A 26,099-nucleotide genomic window follows, 5' to 3' on the forward strand; every position below is an offset into this window, starting at 1 on the left:
GTATTTTTTGATGTGCTTTACAAGCTATCGTGAGGCGATTTGTGATTTAATAATAGACATCATACAAGATATGTAGGTGAAGCTATGCATTATATTTGGACTGTATTACAACTCTTAATAGTCGGTTTAATTATCTATTTTGTCAGTGGTCGCTTGATCGGTACGAAATTGAATTTTATGAAGCGCATTTTATCAGCAGTATTTAGTTTAACTTTCACAACGTTTGTTTATTGGTATTCATATTTACGTCACACCGATTATAAAAACGAAGACATGGTGCAAGCAGTAACAAATGTCAGTACACTGGTGTGGATCGGCAGTATGTTATTAATCGCAATGTTATTTTATTTAATATTAGAACTTTTTGACCCTATTCAACTAGGAGCGAAGGGTGAAAGATTAACAGGGCAGAAAAATATCGTCACAAGATTTCGCAGTCGATTTCATAGACAAAAGAGATTAGTGGAAGTATTTCGAATCGCTTTTAAACACGGTATTGGAAAGGCACTGAAGTATAAGCGTACGTATGAAAATGATCGCTATTTATCTATAGCACTGCGTAATATGCTAGAAGAATGCGGTGGTATTTTTATTAAATTCGGTCAGGTGTTATCAGCACGCAAAGATATTTTTCCTGCAGTTTTTATAGAAGAGTTATCTACGTTACAGCAAAACGTTAAACCAATGACAGCTGAGCAAGTAGAAAAGAGACTGGAACAAGATTTATCAAAGCCGATGTCGGAAGTATTTCGTAGTTTTAATATGCAGCCTATTGCTTCAGGTTCCATAGGTCAAGTACATAAGGCTATCTTGAGAGAGAATGGCAAAGAGGTTGTTGTAAAATTACTAAGACCTAATATAACTTCGGTTATGCAAAAAGACTTAGATATTTTATTGCACTTTTCAAGTTGGCTAGTTGAAGAGTCAACTTGGGCTGAAAATTTAGGTTTCCATCAGCTTGCGACTGGCTTTGCTAATAGTTTACTTGAAGAGATTAATTTCGAAATGGAAGTTCGCAATATGGAACAAGTTTCAAATGCACTTTCTAAAAGCAAAAACAAAGTTAAAATTCCATATGTTTATAAAAAATATAGCAATGAGTATTTACTCGTCTTGGAGTACATACATGGCGTGAGTATATATAACTACCAACAAGGTTTTGAAAAAACAAACGAAAAAAGCCAGGAATTACTAAGTTCGATTTATGATAGTTTTTTAGAACAGTTACTTATAGCAGGAGTATTTCATGCAGATCCTCATCCAGGAAATTTATATGTCATGAATAATGGTAAGGCAGCGTTTTTAGATTTCGGAGCAGTCGGTAGACTAGGACCGGTGCAACAAAAAGGATTAAGGACGCTATTTATTGGTATAGAACGCAATGATCCAGAAATTGTGTTAGAAGGTTTGAAGAATTTACTTGTGGATACGAACGGAATGGATGAAGAGGGATTATTACAAGCATTAAGTCAGCTACTGATTCAATTACAATATTTAGATAAAGTATCAACTGAGGAACTTGTACAAACGTTATTTACCATTATTCAGCATTATGAGTTGAAGCTTTATCCAATGGTAGGTGTAGCATTACGCGCGTTAATTACTTTAGAGGGTACGCTTAATGGAGTAGACCCTACTTTTGATTTGTTCTCAGAAGCAAAGCGTTTTACGGCAAAGAATAAACGATCCTTTGTGACGATTTCAAGCCCTACAGAGTTAAAAGACCATTTACAACAAGAACTGATTATGATGTTACCAATGCTCAAACAGATGCCTAAAAAAATTGACCATATTACAACAAGGTTAGAAAAAGGTGAGATGAAGGTCAAGCTAGATATGTTCTCAGGAAAGGAGAATAATTTGTTCATCTCGCAATGGTTCTCGCTTTTCATCTTATTAATGGTCGGTATTACGTTTGGGATTATCTCAGTTGCTCTTTTAGCCATTTCACAATTTATAAATACTGCTTATGCCGTTTATCTAAATACGGTGTCATTTTTAGGTTTATTTTTAAGTGGGGTGTTACTTGTTAGATTGTCTGTTCAAGCAATTAGAAATTCAAAACGCGCATTATAAGAATCTTGTTATCCACCTTCAATTAGATGGTGGATATAAAATTAAAAAAAATTGAAACCTTTTAGTAGTTCAACCGTAGATTAATTAGGCATACTTCATAGTAGAAAGGTGGGGTGAAGTTGCAGCTATCTAAAAAGGTTAGCTTGTTATTTTTAATGCTCATGTCATTCATGCTGCTTTTACCATTAGCTTCTGTTTTCGCTAAGACAGAAGTGTATCATGTGCCAGTGGAAAAAGAAGTTGAGAAAGGCTTGTATGCTTTCTTACAAAGAGCTTTTGAAGAAGCTGAAGAAAGTGGTGCCAAGGCAATTGTTTTAGATATTCATACACCAGGTGGATTTGTCAATGCAGCAGGAGATATTGCAAAGCTCATGGATGAAACACCAGTTAGAACAATTGCATTTATAAATAAAGATGCTCATTCAGCAGGTGCATTTATAGCATTGCATGCAGATGAAATTTATATGGTGCCTAATGGAACAATTGGGGCTGCGGCAGTTATTGATTCTAATGGTAATATGGCCGGTCAAAAAGCAAATAGTGCATGGCTAGCTCAAATGCAAGCAGCAGCAGAAACCTCAAATCGCAACCCTAAATATGCCCTAGCAATGGCCGATATATCCTATGCTTTACCAGAGTTTAGAGCGGCAGAAGGGAATTTACTAACACTTACTGCTAATGAAGCGTTAAAAGTTGGGTATTCTGAAGGAACTGTTTCTTCGTTTCAAGAACTACTTGAGAAAACGGATTTAGATGGTGCGGAGATTGTAAATGTAAATGAATCCTTGGCAGAGCAAATTGCACGGTTTATTACTAATCCCATTATTGTCCCTATACTTTTATCAATTGCTAGTTTAGGATTAGTAATAGAGTTATATTCACCTGGCTTTGGTGTAGCAGGGACTATGAGTATTATATCCATCATTCTATTTTTCTTTGGCCATCTAGTTGCTGGATTTGCCGGATATGAATCCATCATATTATTGATTGTCGGGATTATACTAATAGTGGCGGAGTTTTTCTTGCCAGGTGGTATTAGTGGCATTATTGGTTTTGGCGCAATAGTTTTAAGTCTATTATTAGCTGGTGCTAATGTGACCAACATGGCTTATTCAATTCTTACGGCTCTGTTAGTAGCAGTAATAGGAATGGTGATCATAATGAAATTTTTCGGTAAAAAAATGACGATGCTTAACAAAATGGTGTTAAAAGACGCAACAGATACAGAGAGTGGCTATGTATCAAATAAAAATCGTCTAGAGCTTCTTGGAAAAGAAGCTATAACTTCAACACCTCTAAGACCTGCTGGCGCGATTATGCTAGATGGTGAAAGAATTGATGTCGTCTCTGAAGGCGGTTACATTGATGCAAGAAAAACAGTCATAATTATTAAAGTTGAAGGGCCTCGTATCGTAGTAAGAGAGGTACTCTAAACTAAAGGAGGAAGTTTTACATGGCATTAACAGGTAGTGCAATTACAGCCATTATCGCTATTGTAGTCGTATTTATAGTATTGGCAGTTCTATTTACATTCGTCCCTGTAGCATTGTGGATTTCGGCATTAGCGGCTGGGGTAAGAGTTAGTATTTTCACTTTAATTGGTATGCGTTTACGTCGAGTTATTCCATCACGTATCGTCAATCCATTAATTAAAGCACATAAAGCTGGTTTACCAGTAACGATTAATCAATTAGAAAGTCATTATCTTGCAGGTGGTAACGTAGACCGTGTTGTCAATGCGTTAATCGCAGCACATCGTGCGAATATCGAGTTAACTTTTGAACGCTGTGCAGCAATCGATCTTGCAGGTCGTGACGTGTTAGAAGCTGTCCAAATGTCGGTTAACCCGAAAGTAATTGAAACACCATTTATCGCGGGTGTAGCAATGAATGGTATTGAAGTTAAAGCGAAAGCTCGTATTACAGTGCGTGCGAATATCGAACGTCTTGTTGGTGGTGCTGGTGAAGAAACAATCGTTGCCCGTGTAGGTGAAGGTATTGTTAGTACAATTGGTAGCTCTAAAAACCATTCAACAGTATTAGAAAATCCAGATTCAATTTCTCAAACAGTATTATCAAAAGGATTAGACTCTGGTACAGCGTTTGAAATTCTTTCGATTGATATTGCAGACGTTGATGTCGGCAAAAATATTGGTGCAGAACTTCAAATTGAGCAAGCGCAAGCTGACAAAAATATCGCACAAGCAAAAGCAGAAGAACGTCGTGCAATGGCTGTAGCCAACGAACAAGAAATGGTTGCTAAAGTGCAAGAAATGAAAGCGAAAGTAGTAGAAGCAGAAGCTGAAGTTCCTTTAGCAATGGCGGAAGCACTACGTACCGGTAATATTGGTATTATGGATTATATGAACTACAAAAACGTGCAGGCTGATACAAGCATGCGTGATTCAATTAGTAAAATTAATCAAGACTCACATGATAACACCAATGACAATCAATAAGTAATCGTCAACCATTAGGAGGGAGGCACTTCCATTGGAAGTAATCATCCTGTTCATAATATCAGCTATCATAAGTGCTTTTTTCAAGGACAAAAAGTCAGGGAATAAGCAAGCACCAAATAAGGGACCCGTTCAAAGATCTCAGCATTCGGAACACCGTAAACCGATGCCACAAAGAACAGGTCAAACGCGTAGTTTAGAAGATTACGCGAAAGAAGTTTTCCGTGATCTTGAAAACAAATTTGGTGAACAACCGAAAGCTGAAGTTGAAAAAGCGAAAGAAATTATCGAAGAAAAAGTTGCACCTATATTAGAGAGAAGCAGTGTTTCAGAGGGTACACGTAGTTTTGAAAACTCAAGATCGACCCGTCCTGCTATGTCTCGCGGAGCAGAAATTCAGAAAAAAGTGAAACAAACTGAAAATAGTACGTTTAATTTTCCAAAAACAAAAAATCAATTAGCGCAATCAATTATAATGGCCGAAATATTAGGTCCACCAAAATCGAAACGCTAATACATGACCCCCGCTCTCTTTGCATATGCTATAGAGAAGGGGGTTTTTGTATGTCGAAACGGCTATTTCAGCTACTGCCTCTTATCGAAATTGAAAACTTCCAAACGATCCAGTTAAGAGGGAAAATTACAATTCAAAAGATTTCTGAGAAGCAAGTGGAATTTTTGCACGAAGAGTTTATCATTCATATCGAAGCGAAAGAGCTGCAAATCCAAGTGCTAAAGGACGAGCTGGTAGCTTTGAAATTGAATCAATTAGAAAAAATGACAATTGAAAAATGGCAGGAGAGTTAATTTGCAAAGGCATGGATGGAATAATCGTAAACTGGAGTTAGAAGTGACGCAAAATGATCGCCTACCTGGATTTTTAAGGGCATTAGCAAAGGCGAACATTCCTCTAAAGAAAGTGAAAACGACAAAAAATTATGTTACATTCCAAACAACTCGGAAGCATTTACCAATGATTCGTAAACTCAGACGCAAGTATCATATGAGAATTACAATAGACTGGCTAGACGAGGAAGTTATTTTACGTAATGAGTGGATCGTGCATATAGGATTATTATTGTTATTTCTCGTCCCATTATGCGCCTCACAATTTATTTGGTCTGTAGATATCGATGCATCCACTCCAGAGCAGGAGGAAGAGCTGCAAAAGAGTTTATATATATTGCAAATTTCACCGCCATTTCTTAAGCGTAAGTTACCTGACGAAACAGTGATTAGACAGCAAATTTTACAAGATCAGCGAGATTTATCTTGGGTGCATATTAATCAGCAAGGAAGTCATCTCACCTTTTCATCAATCCCTTCGCCTAAGCTAGATATTGAAAATGAAAAAAAAGAACAACCTAGCCACTTAATAGCTAAAAAGAGTGGTGTCATAACGCATTTTAATTTAACGAAAGGTGAACGCGTTGTAGAGGAGAATAAGGCCGTTTATAAGGGTGATTTGCTCGTCACCGGTATATTAAAACAAGGTGAGAAAGAAATCGTCTACGGGGCTGAAGGAGAGGTATTTGCGGACTACTGGATTGAGGCGTCGTTCTCGCTACCAAAAAAGATTGAATATGAGGTACCAGGTGAACGACACTATGAGTTGAAGTGGAAAAAGGACAAGAAAAAAAAGGACGGTGACTGGCAAACAGTAAAATTACCTAAATGGTTAGCCAAGTATGTTGACTTATCTGTCACACAGCAAGGTATAACAAGAGAACTTGTATTAGATGAGAAATCGGTTGAAAAGGTACTGTTGCCACTACTTCATCAAAAATATGTCAATGAATTGCCATCTAAAACAGTTATGAAACGGGAAAAACTTTTGCAGGTTGCTATTGATAATGATACAGTAAAAGGGAAAGTATTGTTTTTGGTAAATGAAAACATTGCAGTTAAACAAGCGATTTATCAAGGAGATTGAGCATGCTAGAACAACAACCAACCCAATTAAACGTGCAAGATCCTAACGAAGCGGTAATGCTTTTAGGTATATCAGATGTAAATATGAAATTGATTGAAACGGCTTTTAATGTGCAAATCATTACGCGTGGCGAAACAATTCATATTGTCGGTAATGAAAGCCAAAAAGACGATGCAACGAAATTATTAGAACAATTATTAAAAGTTATTCGTAAGGGAATCAATATCAATCAACGCGACGTTGCTACAGCAGTTGAAATGGCTAAAAACGGTACAATTGAGTATTTTGCAGAACTTTATGATGAAGTCATCGCCCGTAATACAAAAGGGAAGATGATTCGGGCCAAAACGATTGGTCAACGTGAATACATTCAAGCAATTAGACACCGTGATTTAACATTTTGTATCGGACCTGCAGGAACAGGGAAAACGTACTTAGCTGTAGTAATGGCTACACAAGCACTAAAGAACGGCAATGTGAAACGAATTATTTTAACACGTCCTGCAGTAGAAGCTGGAGAAAGTCTAGGTTTCTTGCCGGGCGATTTAAAAGAAAAAGTCGACCCGTATCTACGTCCTTTATATGATGCACTTCATGATATTTTGGGCGCTGAACAAACGACACGACTAATTGACCGAGGTACGATTGAAATTGCGCCACTAGCTTATATGCGTGGACGTACGTTAGATGATGCCTTTGTTATTTTAGACGAAGCTCAAAATACAACAAAAGCACAAATGAAGATGTTCTTAACACGTCTTGGCTTTGGATCGAAAATGGTTATTACAGGCGATAAAACCCAAATTGACCTACCAAAAGGTGCAATATCAGGGCTAACAAATGCTGAACAAACTTTACAGAATGTGAAGGATATCCATTTTCAAATTCTTGAACAAGCGGATGTGGTTCGTCATCCACTTGTAGCAAAAATTATACAAGCTTATGAAGAAGAGCAATAGTGAACTAAATGACGCAATACTCATTTTATGGGTGTTGCGTTTTATTTTTGTATAAATATTTTCGTGTCGATTTTGTGTTGGTATTATTAATTATTTATAAATTTATTATTATTTATAGCGAAATCCGTTATATTTTTTGTGAAAAAAATGTCAATTGTTGATATGATAGTCTATAGATAGGAGGTGGCTGTATGGATGCTTTTTTAAAAAAGCTAATGCAGTACTTTCGTTTTCCGGTATTACTTGCCGTCATATTAACTGTCACGGGCATTTTGCAATTTTCACTGATGCTCGGGAATGTGAGGGGCGAACATTTCGACTTAAAACTTTTTCAATTATCGCCGGATACGATACGTTCGATGAAGACAGTGGAGGACACCGTAAAAACCGAGGAAGATAGAGAGCAAGCAGCTAGTGCGGTTAAGCCTGTCTATCAATATTCTGAAGAGATTGCGAAAAATCGTGCATCAATGATTAAGTCCATTTTTGATTATGTTTTAGAAGTGAAGACTTCAATTGAAGAAGGAAAAACTAAAAAAGAAAAAGAAGCTGTTATGCAAGATCGTGTAGCAGAACTACGAGAAAAATTAAACGCTTTAAAAACAGATGGTCAAGGACTTCGGTTTACTGATCAAGAATTGACAGCATTACTTGAACAAGATAATGATTCTTTGCGAATAACGCGTGATGAGTTAACAGAACTTGTGAAGAAGCAGCTATCTGAACCTATTCGAACTGATCATGTAGCAGAAATAAAGGCGAAAATTGATAAAGAAATTAGAGAAAAACCTGAATTTCCAGAAGAAATTCGAGCAACACTCGTTTCAATTGGAAGGTTCTCTATAACAGAAACTGAAAAGGAAAATCCAGATTTAACAAAGGAACAAATTGAACAAGCAAAGGCTAGTGTTGATCCAACACGTATATTACAAGGTCAAATTATTGTACAAGAAGGACAAGTGATCGATCGTGATGTTTTCCGAGAATTAGAGTTAGCAGGGATGCTTGCTGATCATACATCAAGTAAGCCGATATTAGGATTATTCTTATTGATCACTTTACAGATGGCATTCTTTTTTGCTCTTTTCCGTAATTGGAAAACCGAAGAAAAAACAAAAGTCCGTGATTTAATCATTACAGTGACAATATATTTGCTATCTATTGTCGTGATGGAATTGCTGAGTCTCATCAAGAACGAATTCGAAGTAATGATAGGGTTTCTTTACCCTGTAGCGATGGCACCTATGCTTATTAGGTTACTAGTTAATGAGCGTATCGCAATCATCATTACGATTATGACAGGGGTTGCAGCAGGCGTCATTTTCCAAGAGGGTTACGCTACTGTAATTCAAATGGAAGTATCTTTATATATTATTTTCGGTGGGTTAAGTAGTTTATTTTTCAATAAAGGGATTGAAAAACGTTCGCGTATTTTACAAACAAGTATGGGTATTGCTTTAGTTAATGCAACTTTTATTGGATTTTATTTACTATTGACTCAATCTACATATGGTATGACCGAACTTGCGTATTATTTAGTCGCATCCATAGTTTCTGCCTTATTGTCAGGTGCACTTACATTAGGGATATTACCGTTTATCGAATCGGCATTCGGTATTCTGTCATCCTTTAGATTAATAGAGTTATCAAGCCCAAATCATCCATTATTAAAAAAGATTTTAGTAGAAACACCTGGTACTTATCATCACAGTGTGATGGTTGCAAACCTTGCTGATGCTGCCTGTGAAGCTATTGGAGCAGATGGCTTGCTTGCAAGAGTTGGTTGCTATTATCATGATATTGGAAAGACAAAAAGGCCGGGATTTTTCGTTGAAAATCAAATAGGGGCGATCAATCCTCATGATAGCCTGCCAGCAGAAACGAGTCGAGATATTATTATCGCGCATGCTGAAGATGGAGCTAAGATGTTAGAAGCTCATAAAATGCCAAAAGAAATTATAGACATTGCAAGACAACATCATGGGACAAGTCTTTTGAAATTCTTTTATTATAAAGAGAAGGAAAAAAATCCGGCTGTAATTGAATCTAATTATCGTTACCCTGGACCGAAGCCACAAACGAAAGAAGTTGCTATAATAAGTGTAGCGGACAGCGTAGAGGCTGCTGTTCGTTCGATGAAAGAACCAAATGCTGAGAAAATTCAAAAGCTGGTTCATGCCATTGCACAAGATAAATTACAGGATGGACAATTTGATGAATGCGATCTTTCCGTACGGGAATTAAAAAAGATTGAAGCAGTTTTTTGTGAAACGCTAAATGGTATCTTCCATTCACGTATCGAATATCCGAAGCCAAAATAAGCCTAGGAGGCAACTATATGAGTTTAAACATTGATTTTTTAGATGAAACATCCAAAGTAAAGGATTCTGATATCGAGCTAGTAGAAAAATTACTACAACACGCTGCGACAGTTGAAAATATTGAAGATGAAACAGAATTATCCGTGACGTTTGTAACAAATGAAGCAATTCATGAAATTAACCGACAATATCGCCAAAAAGATGCGCCAACAGATGTCATTTCATTTGCCCTTGAAGAAATGGGAGAAGGCGAAGTGGAAATTATTGCTGAAGGTATGCCGCGTATTTTAGGTGATATTATTATTTCAATCGATCGTACAAAAGAACAAGCGGATGAATACGGACATTCATTTGAACGAGAATTAGGATTTTTAGCTGTACATGGCTTTTTACATTTGCTTGGCTATGACCATATAGTGCCTGAAGATGAAAAAGTAATGTTCGGCAAACAAGATGAAATTCTTGAATCATACGGCCTAAGCCGTGATGCTAATGAACGTCAGTAAATTTTTAAAATCATTTCAATATGCGTTTCAAGGGATATTATATGCATTTAGAGAACAGAACTTCCGTTTCCATTTGTTAGCGGCAGTTGTTGTTATTAGCGCGGGTTTGCTAACTGGATTATCGCTAATGGAATGGTTAGTGATTATTATTGTCATTGCTATTATGCTGACCCTTGAAATGATTAATACGGCAATTGAGAGAGTAGTGGATCTTACTACAACAGAAATACACCCTCTTGCCAAACAGTCAAAAGATCTGGCTGCAGGTGCCGTACTTGTATTTGCTTGTGCAAGTGCTATAATCGGGATACTCATCTTTTTGCCTAAGTGGATGAATTAATTAATTTACATGAGGTGATTCTAATGGACAAACATCAATTAATGGAAGAGTCAAAACTAGGACGCGAAAATGCCCATGTCCCTTATTCAAAATTTAAAGTCGGTGCATCTCTACTAACAAAAGACGGTAAAGTTTACCGTGGATGCAATATTGAAAATGCGAGTTACAGTATGACGAACTGTGCAGAGCGTACTGCCATTTTCAAGGCTGTTTCAGAAGGCGAAAAAGAATTTACTGCGCTAGCTGTTGTTGCAGATACAGAAGGGCCATGCTCACCATGTGGAGCATGTCGCCAAGTTATTGCTGAATTTTGCGCACCAGATATGCCAGTTTACTTAACAAATTTAAAAGGCGATGTTCAAGAGACAACAGTTCGTGAACTTTTACCAGGTGCCTTTACACCGGAGGATTTAAGGAATGCAGGAAAATAATCAATTCAAATCAGGCTTTATTTCAATTATTGGTAGACCAAACGTAGGTAAATCAACGTTTCTAAACCGTGTTATCGGTCAGAAAATCGCCATTATGAGTGATAAACCACAAACAACACGAAACAAAGTACAAGGTGTTTTAACACAAGATAATAGCCAAATGGTTTTCATCGATACACCAGGAATTCATAAACCAAAACATAAATTGGGAGAATTCATGTTAAAAGTGTCTAAAAACACTTTGCGAGAAGTTGATGTCATTATGTTCATGGTTAACGCAACTCAAAAGTTAGGCAAAGGGGATCAGTTCATTTTAGAAATGCTTGAAGGCAATAAGACACCTGTCTTCTTAGTAATCAATAAAATTGACCAAGTGCACCCTGATAACTTATTGCACACAATTGAAGATTATAAAGCTGAATATGATTTTGCTGAGATTATTCCAATTTCTGCTCTTGATGGTAATAATGTTGATCGTTTGCTTGAAACTATCGAAAATTATTTACCTGAAGGCCCTCAATATTACCCAGCTGACCAAGTAACAGACCATCCTGAGCGCTTCATTATTTCAGAGTTAGTACGTGAAAAAGTGTTGCACTTAACACGTGAAGAGATTCCACATTCAATTGCAGTACAAGTGGACAAAATTGCAAAAGATGAAGATAAAGATATGATTCGTGTAATGGCTACAATTATTGTAGAACGTGATTCACAAAAAGGGATTGTCATCGGTAAACGAGGTGCCCTATTGAAAGAAGTTGGAATCCGCGCACGTAAAGACATTGAGATGCTTTTAGGCAGTAAAGTATACTTAGAACTTTGGGTCAAAGTACAAAAAGACTGGCGTAACAAATCTTCTCAATTACGTGACTTTGGTTTCAGAGAAGACGAATATTAAGTTAGGGATGTGAAGACAATTGCTGAATAAATGGGAAGGCATTGTCTTAAAAACACAACCATATGGCGAGACCAATAAAATAGTCACGTTTATGACGCGAGAAGCTGGAAAGGTAACGGCGATGGCTCGCGGTGCGAAAAAACCATCTAGTCGTTTAGCTTCAGTTACGCAACCATTCACATATGGTTCCTTTTTAATTCAACAAGGACGTGGTATGGGCACTGTGCAACAAGGCGAACCTCTTGAGTCGATGCGTCATATTCGTGAAGATATTGTAGCAACCGCTTATGCAAGTTATGCAGTTGAACTTGTCGATCGTTTAATTGAATCAGAAAAAGCGGAGCCTTATGCTTTTGAAGTGTTAGTGCAAGCATTACGTGCCATTGAAGAAGGTTACGACCCTGAAGCTATCGCATTGTTTGTTGAATGGAAAATGCTTCCTTTTACTGGTGTACAACCAATATTGCATGAATGTGCAAGTTGTAGTGCTGTTGATGGAGAATTTGCTTTTTCTTTTACGCAAGGGGGCTTCCTTTGTCATCGATGCTTCCACCAAGATCCGTATATAATACGCCTAACACCAACTCAGTTAAAGCTTATCAGAATGTTTTATAGTGTACCTATTGAAAAAATAGGGAAGCTGACGCTTAAGAAAGAAACAAAAAAGTTTATAAAAAAAATTAGTACAACGATTTATGAAGAACAAACGGGCATGCGTTTAAAGTCAAAATCATTTATTGAGCAGCTTGAAAGAGCACCTCAATTATTCGGAGCTAATTTCGAATCTAAAAAAGAAGCAACCGAAGAAACAGAAAACCCACAAGCTGACGAAGATTAGTCAGTTTGTGGGTTTTTGTTTTACTTAAATAATAATAATTTTGTTCCCTGTTTTATTACGAGATGAAAATATTCATACTAGTAATATGATAACTAAGCTAAAGTCTTACTTTGAAAAGAAAACTCGACTCAATCGAGAGACTGATTAGTAAGAAGGTTTTTCTTCTGTAGAAGTAATTATATTAGAAGGTGTTTTGAAACCTATTATTATAGCAGAAAGCAATGGTTGCCCGACTTGTTTTAAAGAAGTGATATTATCATTTATACCCCAATGATAGATAATTCCCATAATTCCTTGAATTAAAGTAGTATATACTTCGTCTAGAGAATAACCATTCTTAATTTCATTGTTGGAGAATGCTTTTTCAATATATGTTCTTATTATTTTAAATAACGGTCGATTTGCATTAATGAAGAAAGTATGTTCATTTGATTCAATCGCTGAACTGTATATAACTCTCATTAATTCTTTTCCCATGTCTTTATCTAAAAAATCTAATACCTCAAGAGAAAAATATTCAATTTTTGTTAATTCTAAAAGATCATTTTGAATATTTTTTGATATTTCAGTATAATATTCATCCGCTTTTGAAAATTGATATAAAAAAATAGAAGCTTTAGAAGGGAAATGTTGATAAAAAGAACCTTTTGAAGTTTCGCTTGCTAGAATAATTTCATCAACAGTTACTTTATTGTATCCTCTTTTTTTAAATAATTCTAATGCAGTGGTTAAAATTTTTTCTCTTGTTATTACTCCTCTAAGTTGTTTATTCTCTTTTTTATTCATTTTTTCTCTCCCATTCGCGATTGACTATAGAAATTCTGTGTATTAATATTAGACCACAGTCTAGTATTTTATTCCAATAAATTGAACTAGATATAATTATTACTATAAAAGGAGGGTGAATGATGGGAACAATAGTTTCATTAGAGGAGATACGTCATATTTTAAAGAGCGATATGAGAATTCTTGTAGGTGGATTTGGTATTTCTGGAACACCATTAAGTGTGTTAGATCAAGTATTGCATACTGACATTGAGAACTTAGAAATAGTTAGTAATAATCTTGGGGATAGTGGTATGGGACTTCATAAGGTTTTTATGGAAGGAAAAATTAAAAAAGCGATTGGCTCTTTCTTTACTATAAATAAAGAAGCTGTGATGGCTTGGTCTAAAGGAGAACTAGAAATAGAACTTTTACCACAGGGAACCTTAGCAGAGGCAATTCGTTGTGGTGGTGCAGGAATTGGTGGTTTTTATACAAAGACAGCAGTTGGTACAGCACTAACAAAAGATAAAGAAATTCGTGAAATAGATGGGCAACGTTATGTATTTGAAAAGGGCATTAGAGGAGATGTAGCTCTCATAAAAGCAGCTAAAGCCGATAGACTTGGAAATTTGGTATATCATACAACTGCACGTAATTTTAATCCAGTGATGGCAACTGCAGCCGATTTTGTCATTGCAGAGGTAGATGAAATTGTAGAAGTAGGTGAGTTAGACCCTGAGCATATCGTTACACCACATATCTATGTTGATTATGTTGTTCAAAGTACTTACATAAAAGAAGGGAGTGAGTACGTTGAAGTTAAATAAACGAGAAATTATTGCAAAACGCATAGCTCAAGAGCTTGAAGCAGGTGATGTAGTAAACCTCGGAGTAGGTATTCCGACTTTAGTCTCCTCATTTTTAGAAGGAAAGAAAGTATATCTACAATCAGAAAATGGGCTTATTGGAATGGGACCCCCTCCTGAAGAGAATGCCGTAGATATTGATCTAATCGATGCCGGTAAGACACCAGTATCTATTACGAAAGGCGCCTCATTTTTTGATAGTGCAGATTCATTTGGAATGATTAGAGGTGGGCATTTAAATGTCGCAATATTAGGAATATTACAAATAGATAAAAGTGGTGAAATTGCTAACTGGGCAGTTCCTAACCAACCAATTTTGGGTGTTGGAGGAGCTATGGATTTGGTTGCAGGTGCTAAGAAGGTAATAGTTGCATCAACTTTATTTGCAAAAGACGGCTCTTCAAAATTAGTAGATCAACTTACTTATGAATCTAGCGGTGAAAGAAAAGTAGATTTGTTTGTTTCGGAGTATGCAACATTTATGTTTACTTCGGAAGGTGTAAAAGTTGTTGATTTATACGGAGACTTAACTATTGAGGCGTTAATTGAAAAGGTTGGATTACCATTATTATATGAAGTCGAGATAGCTAAATAGGAGGTGTTTACATGTGGAGTTTAATCACTATTATTGTTTCACTGATATTATTAATTATTTTAGCACTTCGAGGCTTTAGTATCATTATTATAGCTCCAGTGGTAAGTCTGTTTGTGATGGTATGCAATCAAATGCCTATTTTGGAAACCTACCAAACTGAATATATGGGTGGTTTTGTTAATTATGTTAAGAACTATTACCTTATTTTCTTGTTCGCCGCTATGTTTGGCAAGCTAATGGATGATAGTGGAGCAGCACGAAAAATTGCTGAGGCTTTACTTCGTATTTTAGGTAAAAATAGCAAAATGAAAGTTTTGGTTTCAATTATGCTAATCTGTGCTTTTTTAACATACGGTGGAATTAGCTTATTTGTTGTCATTTTTGCTGTGTTACCAATCGCTAAACCTTTATTTAAAGAACTTGAGATTCCTTGGCATCTATTTATACCAGCATTCTTTACTGGAATTGGCACTTTTACAATGACAATGTTGCCAGGAACACCGTCTATTCAAAATATCATTCCTACAAAATATTTAGGTACTACAGTTACATCTGGGGCCGCTATAGGTTTAGTAGCAACTGTATTTGTTATTGCCATTAACCTATGGTACATGAAATTTGTTTTAAAAAGATCTGAGAAACGACAAGAAACATATTTGAATATGAAAAACCCTGATCATAGCGAAGAACAAATTGTAGATATATATGTCGATAAAAAATTACCAAGTATTATACTAAGTGTTTTACCTCCAATTCTTCTGTTGTTCTTATTAAATATTATAAAGCTTGAAATTGTATATACATTAATGATTGCTGTAGTAACTTCTGTTGTTCTATTTTGGAAGTACATCGAAGTGAAACGAGATACTCTAAATCTTGGGGCAACATCAGCTGTACTACCGATAATTAACACTAGTGCAGATGTCGGTTATGGTGCAGTTATAGCTGCAACAACAGGCTTTGCTTTCTTCACGGATGCCATGACTAATATTCCGGGTAGTCCATTGATTTCATTATTCATAGCTACTACAGCATTAGCGGGTATAACAGGTTCATCTTCTGGTGGTTTAGCGATAGCAATGGAAGCGCTATCAAAGGTTTATCTAGATATGGGCGTTAACCCTGATGCAATACACCGAATTGCAGCGATAGCGTCTGGTGGTTTAGATTCATTACCACATAATGGTGCAGTTATTACAATTTTAGTTGTTTCTAAATTAACCCATAAAGATGCATATAAGCATATATTTGCAACTTCGGTCATTGCGCCACTTTTGGCAAGTATTCCGGCTTTGATTGTAGCAATCTTATTCTATTAAAAAGGAGTGTGTTTCATATGATTAAAACAGTAGGGATAATAGGTGCAGGAACGATGGGATTTGGTATTGCTTTTCAATTTGCTATCAATGGTACGAAAGTTATTTTAAATGATTTGTCTGAAGAGATATTGCAAGTTACTATGAATAAATTTGACACGTATTTGGATATTTTTCGCAGACAAGGTTTCGACATTACATTGACAAATGAAGAAGTATATAAAAATGTTCAACTAACTACTAGCTTAATGGATTTAAAAGATTGTCATTTAATCATCGAAACGGCTAGTGAGAATTTGGAAGTAAAACAAGCTATTTTTAAAGAACTAGATAATATTTGCTCAGAAAATACAATATTAGCATCTAATACATCAAGTTTACGATTATCAGATATTGTCGTTCATGTTGAAAAACATAGAAGCAAAGTGTTGTTAACACATTTCTTCAATCCCGCTCATATAGTACCACTTGTAGAGATGTTAAAAAATAATGAAACAGATGAAAAAGTATATACAGATGTTAAAACATTTTTAGAAAGTCAAAATAAAGTGACGATTGAAGTGAAACGAGAAGTTGCAGGTTTAGTGGCAAACCGTATTCAAGTCGCATTAGCAAGAGAAGCTTTAGCATTATTAGAAGATGGAGTAGTTAGTAAAGAGGATTTAGAGACAGCCTTATTTGCTGGTCTAGGTTTCCGTTTTTCATCAAGTGGGTTATTAAAAATTATCGATTTTGGTGGACTAGATATTTGGAATATAGTGTTAGATCAATTACAACCGAAAGTCGAATCTTCTGTACGAGATTTTTGTGTCATTAAAGATCGTGTACAAGCTGGGAATATTGGTGTGAAGTCAGGAAAGGGTTTCTTTGAGTATCCTGGAAAAGGTGTCGATAGGTATGTAGTAGAGCGCGATGAATCTTTAGTACGCCATTTGTTAAATACAAACCCTCATTTGGGTATTAAATCATTGGAGGTAAAATAATGAGAAATATTATTATTACTGGAGCTGCAGGTGGACTTGGACAAGCGATGGTGAAAAAATTTGTTGACCAAGGAGATTTTGTATTTGCAGCAGATCTCCATTTAGATAGAGTATTAGAATTACAAAATCAATATAGTAATCAAGTGAAAGCGATAGTACTTGATGTGACAAATGAAGATTCAGTTCGTGAAGCATTACAGCAAGTCGCTTCTAGAGGGAATGTAGATGTTCTGGTAAATAATGCAGGATTACAATATCGTGAAAAAATTGAAAACTTCCCAACAGAACAGTGGGATTTATTAATTAATGTCATGCTTACTGGGTCTTTTCTTATGACTAAGCATGCTATTCCTTATATGAAAGAGCAACAGTATGGACGTATAGTGAATATTTCCTCTGTACATGGAGAAATGGCTACACCTGAAAAAGTCGCTTATGTTGCAGCAAAACACGGTGTAATTGGTCTGACAAGAGTAACTGCATTAGAAGGTGCTGAATTTGGTATTACAGCCAACGCTGTTTTACCTGGACCAGTAAAAACGCCATTGCTAGTAAAACAAATACAAGATTTAGAAGGTAAAGGGATGACTGAAGCTGAAGCATTAGCTGAAATTATGTATCCAAAGCAAGCGATGAAACGATTCATAAGCACAGAAGAAATTGCCGATGGTGTTTACTTCTTATCATCAAATGAAGCTTCAGGTATTACAGGGGAAAATTTAAATATTTCTGGTGGTATGTAAATTTAAATCATTATGGGGAGTGATGAAAATGGAAGCATATATTTTAAACGGTTCTAGAACAGCATTTGGAACATTTGGCGGCTCATTTAAAAATACTAGTGATATAGACTTAGCGGTAGCAACAGTTAAAGAAACGATAAAACGTAGTGGAGTAGAGGTAGAATCTATCGACGAAATTATTTTTGGGAATATTATTCATACAACGAGTAATTCCGCATATTTAGCAAGACATATTGGGTTAAAGAGCGGGATGACAGAGTATTCAACAGCATTGACAGTTAATCGTCTATGTGGTTCTGGTCTACAGGCAATAGTTTCTGCTGCGAAAAATATTATTTTAGGTGAAACCGATGCAGCTATTGCAGGGGGGACTGAAAATATGAGTTTAGCACCTCATGTATTACGGGGCACTCGTTTTGGTTCTCCTAATAAAGCACCTGAAATTGACGACATGCTTTGGGAGACATTATATGATCAATATGCAGGTTGTGGCATGGGAATGACGGCTGAAAATCTAGCGGATAAGTATGGAATTACTAGAGAAGAACAAGATGCTTTCTCTATGAACTCACACAAAAAGGCATCTATCGCTCGTGAAAGTGGCCGCTTTGCAGAAGAAATTGTTCCAGTTGTGCTAAAAGGAAAAAAAGGCAAAGAAATTATTATTAATCAAGATGAGCATATTCGTACTGACATTTCTGCTGAAAGATTAGGAAAACTTAATCCAGCCTTCAAAGAAACTGGAACCGTGACAGCAGGAAATGCCAGTGGTATTAATGATGGTGCTGCTTCTGTTTTAGTTGTATCAAGTGATTACTTAGAAAAGAATAAATTACAACCATTAGCGAAAATTGTTTCTTGGGGGATAGCTGGTGTAGATCCTAAATATATGGGAATTGGGCCAGTACCAGCGATTCGAAAAGCATTACAAAAAGCAAAGTTAGAAATTAATCAAATTGACTTGTTTGAATTGAATGAAGCATTTGCAGCGCAGTCTTTAGCAGTCGTGAAAGAACTTGAAATCGATGAAGAAAAGGTGAACGTCAATGGTGGTGCTGTAGCACTAGGCCATCCAGTTGGAGCTAGTGGAGCGCGCATTAGTTATTCGTTAGCAGTTGAAATGAATAAAAGAAATGTTCGATATGGTGTTGCGAGTTTATGTATTGGTGGTGGGCAAGGCATTGCAATTATATTGGAAAATCCAAACTATTAATTATGGGGGTTAGTTTATGAATGCTATTTCACGTATAGAAAAGTCTACTCTTAGAAAAACGATGACTCGAATTTTGCCTTTCATATTGATTTTATACACAATTGCTTATTTAGATAGAGTTAACTTAGGTTTTGCAGCTTTAGAAATGAATGCTGACTTAGCTTTAAGTGCTGAAGTATTCGGATTGCTGTCAGGTATCTTTTTTATAGGATATTTCTTCTTTGAAGTTCCAAGTAATATGATTATGCATAAAGTTGGTGCGAAAGTTTGGATTGCTCGAATTATGATTTCCTGGGGGATTTTAGTAATATTAACTGGTTTTGCTCAGAGTGCTACGCATTTATATATTTTAAGATTCCTATTGGGGGTCGCAGAAGCTGGATTCTTCCCAGGTATTATTTTATACCTGACTTATTGGTTCCGCTCTAGAGAACGCGGTAAAGCAACAGCTGTCTTATTATTAGCATTACCGATTGGTGGTTTAATAGGAGCGCCACTTTCGGCTTGGATTATTGATAATGTTGTTTGGTTTAATCTCCAAGGTTGGCGTTGGATGTTTATTCTTGAGGGGATTCCAGCAATTATTTTAGGTGTGATAGTTGTCTTTTATTTAGTAAATCGACCTAAAGAGGCGAAGTGGTTAACTACCGAGGAGAAGGATTGGCTTGAGGGTGAGTTGAAAGAGGAACGAAGAGCAAGTGAAAAGGTCAACAAAGTATCTAAGAAAGAGATGCTTAAGGACTCTAAAGTTTGGAAGTTAGCATTTTTTTATTTTGCTGGTTATACAGGCATCTATGGTTTGTCTTTCTGGATTCCAACAATAATAAAAAACCTATCAGTTGTAGATACATCTAACATGCAAATCGGTTGGCTTGCAATGATTCCTTCATTAGTAGGAATTCCGGCAATTATTTTTACAGGTTGGAATACGGATCGAACTGATACTTATAAATCACATCTTATCGTATGTTTAATAATTGCAATTTTAGGATTCATAGGATGTGGTTTTGTAACAACACCTTTATCAATGGTTGCTATGCTTACTATTACATCTGCTGGGCTTTATGGATTTACTGGATGTTTCTTTGCTTATATGACATTCTTTTTCACTGAATCAACAGCACCTGTTGGTATTGCACTTGTAAACTCATTTGCGGCTTTAGGTGGCTTCGTTGGCCCAATGATTCTAGGATCTTTAACGTTAACTTCAGGAATGCTTCTCATTGCATTTTTACTTTTTGCAGGCTTATTAACTTTACTTTCTTTAAAACAAGTAAGAGATAATTCAGTTGTTGAAATTGGAGCATTAGAGATAGATTAGAGAATTAGAAAAGACTACTAAAATTAATCTATAAGGGCTGTAGAGCGGGTTTGAATTGCTCCCTATTTAATAACTTTATCCCTATTTTGGGATTAATCAATTTGGTTCTATTAATGGAAGAAACAATATTTCAACTACAAATTACAGAAGTATATATGGTTTGCTTTTTATTATGTAGAAAATTTTATTATTCAATGTTAAATTGCTGACGAGGAACATTTATAAGGGGTATAAAAAGAGCCGTGATAGAATATCCCATCACGACTCTTTTTGGTTTGATAATGTTACTGTTTATTAAGTTCAGTTTAGCTTAGCTGTTAGAACTCAAGATGTTTAGCAATATAAGCTTTAACATCTGCAATCGGCATACGAACTTGTTCCATTGAGTCGCGGTGACGTACTGTTACTTGGCCGTCTTCTACTGAGTCAAAATCGTATGTGATACAGAATGGTGTACCAATTTCATCTTGGCGACGGTAGCGTTTACCGATTGATTGAGATTCGTCATAATCCACTGGGAATTCTTTACGAAGATCAGCCCAAACGTCATTCGCTTGCTCTGCTAATTTTTTTGAAAGTGGTAATACAGCTGCTTTGAAAGGTGCTAAAGCAGGGTGGAAGCGAAGAACTGTACGTTTGTCGTCGTTCTCTAATTCTTCCTCGTCATATGCATCACATAAGAATGCTAGAGTTACACGGTCTGCTCCTAATGATGGTTCGATGCAATATGGTACATAGCGTTCATTTGTAACTGGATCGATATAAGTGAAATCTTCACCTGAATGTTCCATATGACGTTTTAAATCGAAGTCTGTACGAGACGCTACGCCCCAAAGTTCGCCCCAACCGAATGGGAATTGGAATTCGATATCTGTTGTAGCATTTGAGTAGTGAGAAAGTTCATCGTCCGCGTGATCACGTAGGCGCATACTGCTTTCAGACATACTTAAATTTAATAACCAGTTTTTACAGAAGTCTTTCCAGTAAGCATGCCACTCTAATTCAGTACCTGGTTTACAGAAGAATTCAAGTTCCATTTGTTCGAATTCACGTGTACGGAAAGTGAAGTTTCCTGGAGTGATTTCGTTACGGAAAGATTTACCAACCTGTGCGATACCGAATGGTGTACGTTTACGCATTGAACGTTGAACGTTTTTGAAATTCACGAAAATACCTTGTGCTGTTTCAGGACGTAGGAAAATTTCATTTGTTGAAGATTCCGTTACGCCTTGGAAAGTTTTGAACATTAAGTTGAATTGGCGGATTTCTGTGAAATCTTGTTCGCCGCAATCTGGGCATTTTACGTCATATTCACTCATAACTTCAGCCATTTTATCTAATGGTAAACCATCTACGATAATTTCTTGACCTTGTGCTAATGCTGCATCTTCGATTAATTTATCTGCACGATGGCGTGATTTACATTTTTTACAGTCAACCATAGGGTCATTGAAGTTACCGACGTGACCAGATGCTACCCAAGTTTTTGGATTCATTAGAATAGCTGCATCAAGACCAACATTATATTGTGATTCTTGAACGAACTTTTTCCACCATGCTTTTTTTACGTTGTTTTTTAGTTCTACACCAAGTGGGCCGTAATCCCAAGTGTTTGCTAAACCTCCGTAGATTTCAGATCCTGGGAATACGAATCCACGATGTTTTGCTAAGCTAACGATATTTTCCATTGATTTTGCCATGAAAATCCCTCCAAAAAGTAATTGAAAATAAGAAAGCACCCGTCTCCGGGCACTAATGCCCGGGGACGAGTGCGTAATGACCCGCGGTTCCACCCCGATTGACTAAGAACAAACTTAGTCCTCTTTGAAAAAAATAGCTCCCGGTTGCCGTTTCTCATTTCCTGTAGGCTTTCACTTTCCCCACTCGCTATGTTTTGAAATGATACTTATTTTCCGTTCATCGCCTATATGATTTGAACACATTGTAACACGCGTTTCTTTTCTTAGCAATATACAGTGAAATAGTATATAATTATTAAGTATTGAGTATAACACTTTTTGAGGCGGTGAGTCCAATAGAACTCAACAAACGTCAGGAAGAGATCTTAGAAATTGTTAAAGGAAATGGCCCTATAACGGGGGAACAAATTGCTGAGCGTCTTTCACTGACTAGAGCAACACTAAGACCAGATCTAGCCATACTTACAATGGCAGGTTATTTAGATGCTAGACCACGTGTGGGTTATTTTTATTCTGGTAAAAAGACAGGTCAAGCTGTTATAGATAGCATGATGAATATGAAAGTGAAAGATTTTCAATCAATTCCGGTTGTGGTATCTGAGAATATATCAGTATATGATGCCATCTGTCAGATGTTTCTAGAAGACGTTGGAACTCTTTTTGTTGTAGACAAAAACGCATACTTGACAGGTGTCCTATCAAGGAAAGATTTGCTTCGCACAAGTATTGGAAATCAGGACTTAAATCACATCCCAGTGCATATTATAATGACTAGAATGCCTAATATTGCATTCTGTATGAAGACAGACGGATTGATTCAAGCAGCCCAAAAGCTTATTGAAAGACAAATTGATGCGCTACCTGTCGTCCTTGAACATCCTGATGGCTACGAAGTCATAGGTCGGCTAACAAAAACAAATATTACGCGGGCATTTTTATCGCTTGCGGATAACCATGATTTGTGAGGTGATGCATTCAATGAATAAATTAGCCGTATTTATCGTTTCTGATTCAGTTGGAGAGACAGGAGAACTTGTCACGAAAGCTGCAATCAGTCAGTTTAGACCAGGAATGCAAGATACATTTTTGAAGCGTTTCCCTCATGTGGAGAGTTTGGAACAGTTAAATGAGATCGTTCATTTAGCTACTGAACAAGGTGCTATAATCGTCTATACACTAGTAAAAGAAGAAATGCGTTCTTATATACAACACTTAAGTGATAACATGATTGTTCCAGCTATTGATTTGATGGGACCACTAATGGGGAAATTGGAAGAAACTTTAAAAATAGAGCCTGTAGAAGAGCCTGGGTTAGTAAGAAAATTAGATGATGATTATTTTAAAAAGATTGAAGCAATTGAATTTGCAGTTAAATACGATGATGGTCGCGACCCTAGAGGCTTATTACTAGCAGATATAGTGTTAGTAGGAGTTTCACGTACTTCAAAAACACCATTATCGCAATATTTAGCGCATAAGCGTTATAAGGTTGCAAACGTACCACTTGTTCCCGAGGTGGAACCACCAGAAGAATTATTTTTAGTGGATTCTCAAAAATGCTTTGGGCTTGTAATTTCACCTGAAAAGTTGAATAATATAAGAAAAGAGCGTTTGATTGCACTTGGATTAAACGACGGTGCGAATTACGCGAAACTTGATCGAATCAATGAAGAAATTGTACATTTCCGAAAAGTTGTCGATCGCATCGGTTGTCATGTCATTGATGTGACGAATCGTGCAGTGGAAGAAACTGCAAATGATATACTGCATCGTATTCAATTATCAAAACAATGAGATAAGTATGCTAACCGCCCCGTTCCTGGGGAGGTTTTTTTGTGTGTTTTATAAAAAAGTGATAGATTTTTCAGACAAAATGTTTTATAATAAAAAATTGTGGTAAAAATGTATATAAGCATTTTTACCTTTCCATAATAAAATATAAATTTTTATGTCGAAATATGCAGGACTTTTAAATGATTATCTCGAATTCAGTTATTAGCAAGTAAAGATGGTGATGGAATGGCTCAAAGAATACCTGAAGAAATTATTGAACAAATTCGTTCTCAGGCAGATATAGTTGATGTCATCAATGATTATGTGCAATTGACGAAGCGAGGCAGAAACTGGTTTGGTTTATGTCCGTTTCATGGTGAATCGACACCTTCTTTTTCTGTATCTACAGATAAACAAATATTCCATTGCTTTGGTTGCGGAGCTGGAGGGAACGCTATTACATTCTTGATGGATATCGATCATATTCCATTCCAAGAGGCGGTTGCTAAGTTAGGTGATCGTGTGGGCGTTCATGTAGAGGTATCAACTTCTGAAGAACAAACGCACCCTATTTCTAAAGAAGAAGGGCGGATGAAAGAAGCTCATGCTTTTGCGGCTGAGTATTATCAGCACCTCCTCCTTAATACGGAGGAAGGAGAAAAAGCTCTTATATATTTGCAACAAAGAGGATTTACGAAGGAACTTATCGAATCTTATGGCATTGGCTGGTCCTTACCCCATTGGGATTCACTGACTCAACTGTTAAAACGAAAAGGTTTCGAATTAGCAGAAATGGAACAATGTGGACTCATTATTCAAAAGGAAGATGGCTCTGGATGGTTTGACCGCTTTCGGGAAAGAATAATGTTTCCAATCAAAGATGAAGGTGGGAGAATAATTGCTTTCTCAGGTCGGATAATTGACAATACTGGAGAAGACGCTAAGTATTTGAATAGTCCAGAATCACCAATTTTCCATAAAGGGCAAGTCCTCTATAATTTGGATCAAGCTCGACCGGTTATTCGTAAAGAGAGAAAGATTGTATTATTTGAAGGTTTTATGGATGTTCTGTCAGGTAAAAAGGCAAATGTTCATAATTCTGTTGCTACAATGGGAACAGCACTTACGATGCAACATTTGAACAAGATAAAACGTCTAGCTGAACGTATCATTGTTTGTTATGACGGAGATAAAGCCGGCTGGGAGGCTGCAAAGCGAGCTGCGGAAATGTTACACGCAGAAAAGATGAAAGTAGATGTTGCAGTACTCCCAACAGGACTTGATCCGGATGACTATATAAAGCAGTTTGGAGAAGAATCTTTTAAAGCTAAGATTATTGAAGAACCACTCAGTTATATAGCATTTATGCTGATGTTTGCACGCAGAAACAAAAACTTCCAATTTAATAATGATATATTGCAGTATGTGGATGAAGCCTTGAACTATTTAGTTGGAGGAATATCACCAATCGAGAAGGAATTATATATAAAGCAAATATCAACAGAAACAAGTATTTCAGAAGACACGCTAAATATGCAACTGCGCCAAAAGGAAGGACAGCTTGCTCAAAACTCAAAAAGTCAAGAGCAACAACAGTCTCCTGCGCCGCAAATGAGGCTCCCTAAAAAGAAGATCACAGCGATAGATCGTGCTGAAAGATTACTTCTAGCACACATGTTACATAACATTGACGTTGTTGATCGTGTACGTTTAGCGGAGCAAGAACCATTTGTTAGAGATGACTATTTAGCGGTCTATGTACATCTCATAGGTTTCTATGAAAACCACCAGAAAGCAGATTATCAGCGATTCGCTGAAGTTCTAGAAGATAGTGAATTACGAAAAATTGCAATGGAAGCAGCTTTAGCAGATCGTGATCCTGAGCATCTCGAAGAAGAGATCTCGGATTGCTTGAAACAAGTTCAAAAGTATAAAATTGAGCAGCAAATTCAAGATAAGAATCACGCATTAAAAGAAGCGGAGAAAATGCATGATTTCGGAAGTGCATTAAAGCTTTCACAAGAAGTAATTGATTTAAGAAAATCGTTATCGGCAATGTGA

The 26,099-nt window shown here is 36.5% G+C and carries 25 protein-coding genes; 23 read left to right on the forward strand and 2 right to left on the reverse strand.

Annotation, left to right across the window (positions count from 1 at the left end):
* The first annotated feature begins 84 nt into the window (after positions 1-84).
* The 13 genes from BK137_RS05810 to recO all read left to right on the forward strand — a co-directional run bounded on the left by BK137_RS05810 (position 85) and on the right by recO (position 12,760).
* Positions 85-2,076: an ABC1 kinase family protein gene (locus BK137_RS05810; RefSeq protein WP_038187090.1), complete on the forward strand. Its 1,992-nt coding sequence runs from the start codon at positions 85-87 to the stop codon at positions 2,074-2,076.
* A gap of 119 nt (positions 2,077-2,195) precedes the next feature.
* Positions 2,196-3,509 (forward strand): NfeD family protein, encoded by a 1,314-nt coding sequence (locus BK137_RS05815; RefSeq protein WP_038187087.1) that lies wholly within the window; start codon positions 2,196-2,198, stop codon positions 3,507-3,509.
* Between the two features lie 20 nt (positions 3,510-3,529).
* A complete protein-coding gene (floA, locus tag BK137_RS05820; protein ID WP_038187085.1) occupies positions 3,530-4,534 on the forward strand; it encodes a flotillin-like protein FloA in 1,005 nt (334 codons plus the stop codon).
* Between the two features lie 34 nt (positions 4,535-4,568).
* Positions 4,569-5,048 carry a hypothetical protein gene (locus tag BK137_RS05825; protein WP_038187082.1) on the forward strand — a complete coding sequence of 160 codons (480 nt, stop codon included), beginning with the start codon at positions 4,569-4,571 and terminating at the stop codon, positions 5,046-5,048.
* 50 nt (positions 5,049-5,098) lie between these two features.
* Entirely contained in the window at positions 5,099-5,341 is a 243-nt protein-coding gene (locus tag BK137_RS05830; protein WP_038187079.1) for a hypothetical protein, read from the forward strand.
* Position 5,342: 1 nt separating this feature from the next.
* Entirely contained in the window at positions 5,343-6,467 is a 1,125-nt protein-coding gene (locus BK137_RS05835; RefSeq protein ID WP_038187076.1) for a sporulation protein YqfD, read from the forward strand.
* A 2-nt stretch (positions 6,468-6,469) separates the two neighbouring features.
* Positions 6,470-7,426: a PhoH family protein gene (locus BK137_RS05840; RefSeq protein WP_038187073.1), complete on the forward strand. Its 957-nt coding sequence runs from the start codon at positions 6,470-6,472 to the stop codon at positions 7,424-7,426.
* A 191-nt stretch (positions 7,427-7,617) separates the two neighbouring features.
* The gene (locus BK137_RS05845) at positions 7,618-9,747 is read left to right on the forward strand and encodes an HD family phosphohydrolase (RefSeq protein ID WP_038187069.1); all 2,130 of its coding nucleotides are present in this window, start codon (positions 7,618-7,620) and stop codon (positions 9,745-9,747) included.
* Between the two features lie 17 nt (positions 9,748-9,764).
* Positions 9,765-10,253, forward strand: a complete 489-nt coding sequence (gene ybeY, locus BK137_RS05850) for an rRNA maturation RNase YbeY (RefSeq protein WP_038187067.1) — start codon at positions 9,765-9,767, stop codon at positions 10,251-10,253.
* A complete protein-coding gene (locus tag BK137_RS05855; protein WP_038188237.1) occupies positions 10,240-10,593 on the forward strand; it encodes a diacylglycerol kinase family protein in 354 nt (117 codons plus the stop codon). Before ybeY ends, BK137_RS05855 begins: the two co-directional genes overlap by 14 nt.
* A gap of 23 nt (positions 10,594-10,616) precedes the next feature.
* On the forward strand, positions 10,617-11,024 hold the full coding sequence (locus tag BK137_RS05860) for a cytidine deaminase (protein WP_038187064.1): 408 nt from the start codon (positions 10,617-10,619) through the stop codon (positions 11,022-11,024).
* Positions 11,011-11,922 carry a GTPase Era gene (era, locus tag BK137_RS05865; protein ID WP_038187062.1) on the forward strand — a complete coding sequence of 304 codons (912 nt, stop codon included), beginning with the start codon at positions 11,011-11,013 and terminating at the stop codon, positions 11,920-11,922. The genes BK137_RS05860 and era overlap by 14 nt, the downstream gene beginning before the upstream one ends.
* A gap of 19 nt (positions 11,923-11,941) precedes the next feature.
* On the forward strand, positions 11,942-12,760 hold the full coding sequence (gene recO / locus BK137_RS05870) for a DNA repair protein RecO (RefSeq protein WP_038187060.1): 819 nt from the start codon (positions 11,942-11,944) through the stop codon (positions 12,758-12,760).
* Positions 12,761-12,904: 144 nt separating this feature from the next.
* Here the strand turns inward: recO and BK137_RS05875 are convergent, their stop codons facing one another.
* Positions 12,905-13,546 carry a TetR/AcrR family transcriptional regulator gene (locus tag BK137_RS05875; RefSeq protein WP_038187028.1) on the reverse strand — a complete coding sequence of 214 codons (642 nt, stop codon included), beginning with the start codon at positions 13,544-13,546 and terminating at the stop codon, positions 12,905-12,907.
* A 122-nt stretch (positions 13,547-13,668) separates the two neighbouring features.
* On the opposite strand from BK137_RS05875, the gene BK137_RS05880 reads away from it, so the two are divergent.
* Genes BK137_RS05880 through BK137_RS05910 form a run of 7 tightly spaced genes read left to right on the forward strand, consistent with a single transcriptional unit; the run spans position 13,669 to position 20,565 of the window.
* Complete coding sequence (locus BK137_RS05880; protein ID WP_412104693.1) at positions 13,669-14,355, forward strand: CoA transferase subunit A; 687 nt, start codon at positions 13,669-13,671, stop codon at positions 14,353-14,355.
* Positions 14,342-14,989, forward strand: coding sequence for a CoA-transferase (locus tag BK137_RS05885; RefSeq protein WP_038187011.1), 648 nt, complete (start codon positions 14,342-14,344; stop codon positions 14,987-14,989). Before BK137_RS05880 ends, BK137_RS05885 begins: the two co-directional genes overlap by 14 nt.
* Before the next feature lie 11 nt (positions 14,990-15,000).
* The gene (locus tag BK137_RS05890) at positions 15,001-16,308 is read left to right on the forward strand and encodes a GntP family permease (RefSeq protein ID WP_038187007.1); all 1,308 of its coding nucleotides are present in this window, start codon (positions 15,001-15,003) and stop codon (positions 16,306-16,308) included.
* 17 nt (positions 16,309-16,325) lie between these two features.
* Positions 16,326-17,288: a 3-hydroxyacyl-CoA dehydrogenase family protein gene (locus BK137_RS05895; RefSeq protein WP_038187005.1), complete on the forward strand. Its 963-nt coding sequence runs from the start codon at positions 16,326-16,328 to the stop codon at positions 17,286-17,288.
* The gene (locus BK137_RS05900) at positions 17,288-18,031 is read left to right on the forward strand and encodes a 3-hydroxybutyrate dehydrogenase (protein ID WP_051448767.1); all 744 of its coding nucleotides are present in this window, start codon (positions 17,288-17,290) and stop codon (positions 18,029-18,031) included. The genes BK137_RS05895 and BK137_RS05900 overlap by 1 nt, the downstream gene beginning before the upstream one ends.
* A gap of 28 nt (positions 18,032-18,059) precedes the next feature.
* Entirely contained in the window at positions 18,060-19,244 is a 1,185-nt protein-coding gene (locus tag BK137_RS05905) for an acetyl-CoA C-acetyltransferase (RefSeq protein WP_412104692.1), read from the forward strand.
* A 16-nt stretch (positions 19,245-19,260) separates the two neighbouring features.
* The gene (locus BK137_RS05910; protein WP_038186986.1) at positions 19,261-20,565 is read left to right on the forward strand and encodes an MFS transporter; all 1,305 of its coding nucleotides are present in this window, start codon (positions 19,261-19,263) and stop codon (positions 20,563-20,565) included.
* A gap of 317 nt (positions 20,566-20,882) precedes the next feature.
* On the opposite strand, the gene BK137_RS05915 is transcribed toward BK137_RS05910, so the two are convergent.
* Positions 20,883-22,265, reverse strand: coding sequence for a glycine--tRNA ligase (locus BK137_RS05915; protein WP_038186984.1), 1,383 nt, complete (start codon positions 22,263-22,265; stop codon positions 20,883-20,885).
* 326 nt (positions 22,266-22,591) lie between these two features.
* On the opposite strand from BK137_RS05915, the gene ccpN reads away from it, so the two are divergent.
* The 3 genes from ccpN (at position 22,592) to dnaG (ending at position 26,099) form a co-directional block, all read left to right on the forward strand.
* Positions 22,592-23,230: a transcriptional regulator CcpN gene (ccpN, locus tag BK137_RS05920; RefSeq protein WP_038186982.1), complete on the forward strand. Its 639-nt coding sequence runs from the start codon at positions 22,592-22,594 to the stop codon at positions 23,228-23,230.
* A gap of 13 nt (positions 23,231-23,243) precedes the next feature.
* The gene (locus tag BK137_RS05925) at positions 23,244-24,059 is read left to right on the forward strand and encodes a pyruvate, water dikinase regulatory protein (protein WP_038186979.1); all 816 of its coding nucleotides are present in this window, start codon (positions 23,244-23,246) and stop codon (positions 24,057-24,059) included.
* Positions 24,060-24,284: 225 nt separating this feature from the next.
* Positions 24,285-26,099, forward strand: coding sequence for a DNA primase (gene dnaG / locus BK137_RS05930; RefSeq protein ID WP_038186976.1), 1,815 nt, complete (start codon positions 24,285-24,287; stop codon positions 26,097-26,099).

It is taken from the genome of Viridibacillus arenosi (assembly GCF_001955655.1).
GTDB lineage: Bacteria > Bacillota > Bacilli > Bacillales_A > Planococcaceae > Viridibacillus > Viridibacillus arenosi.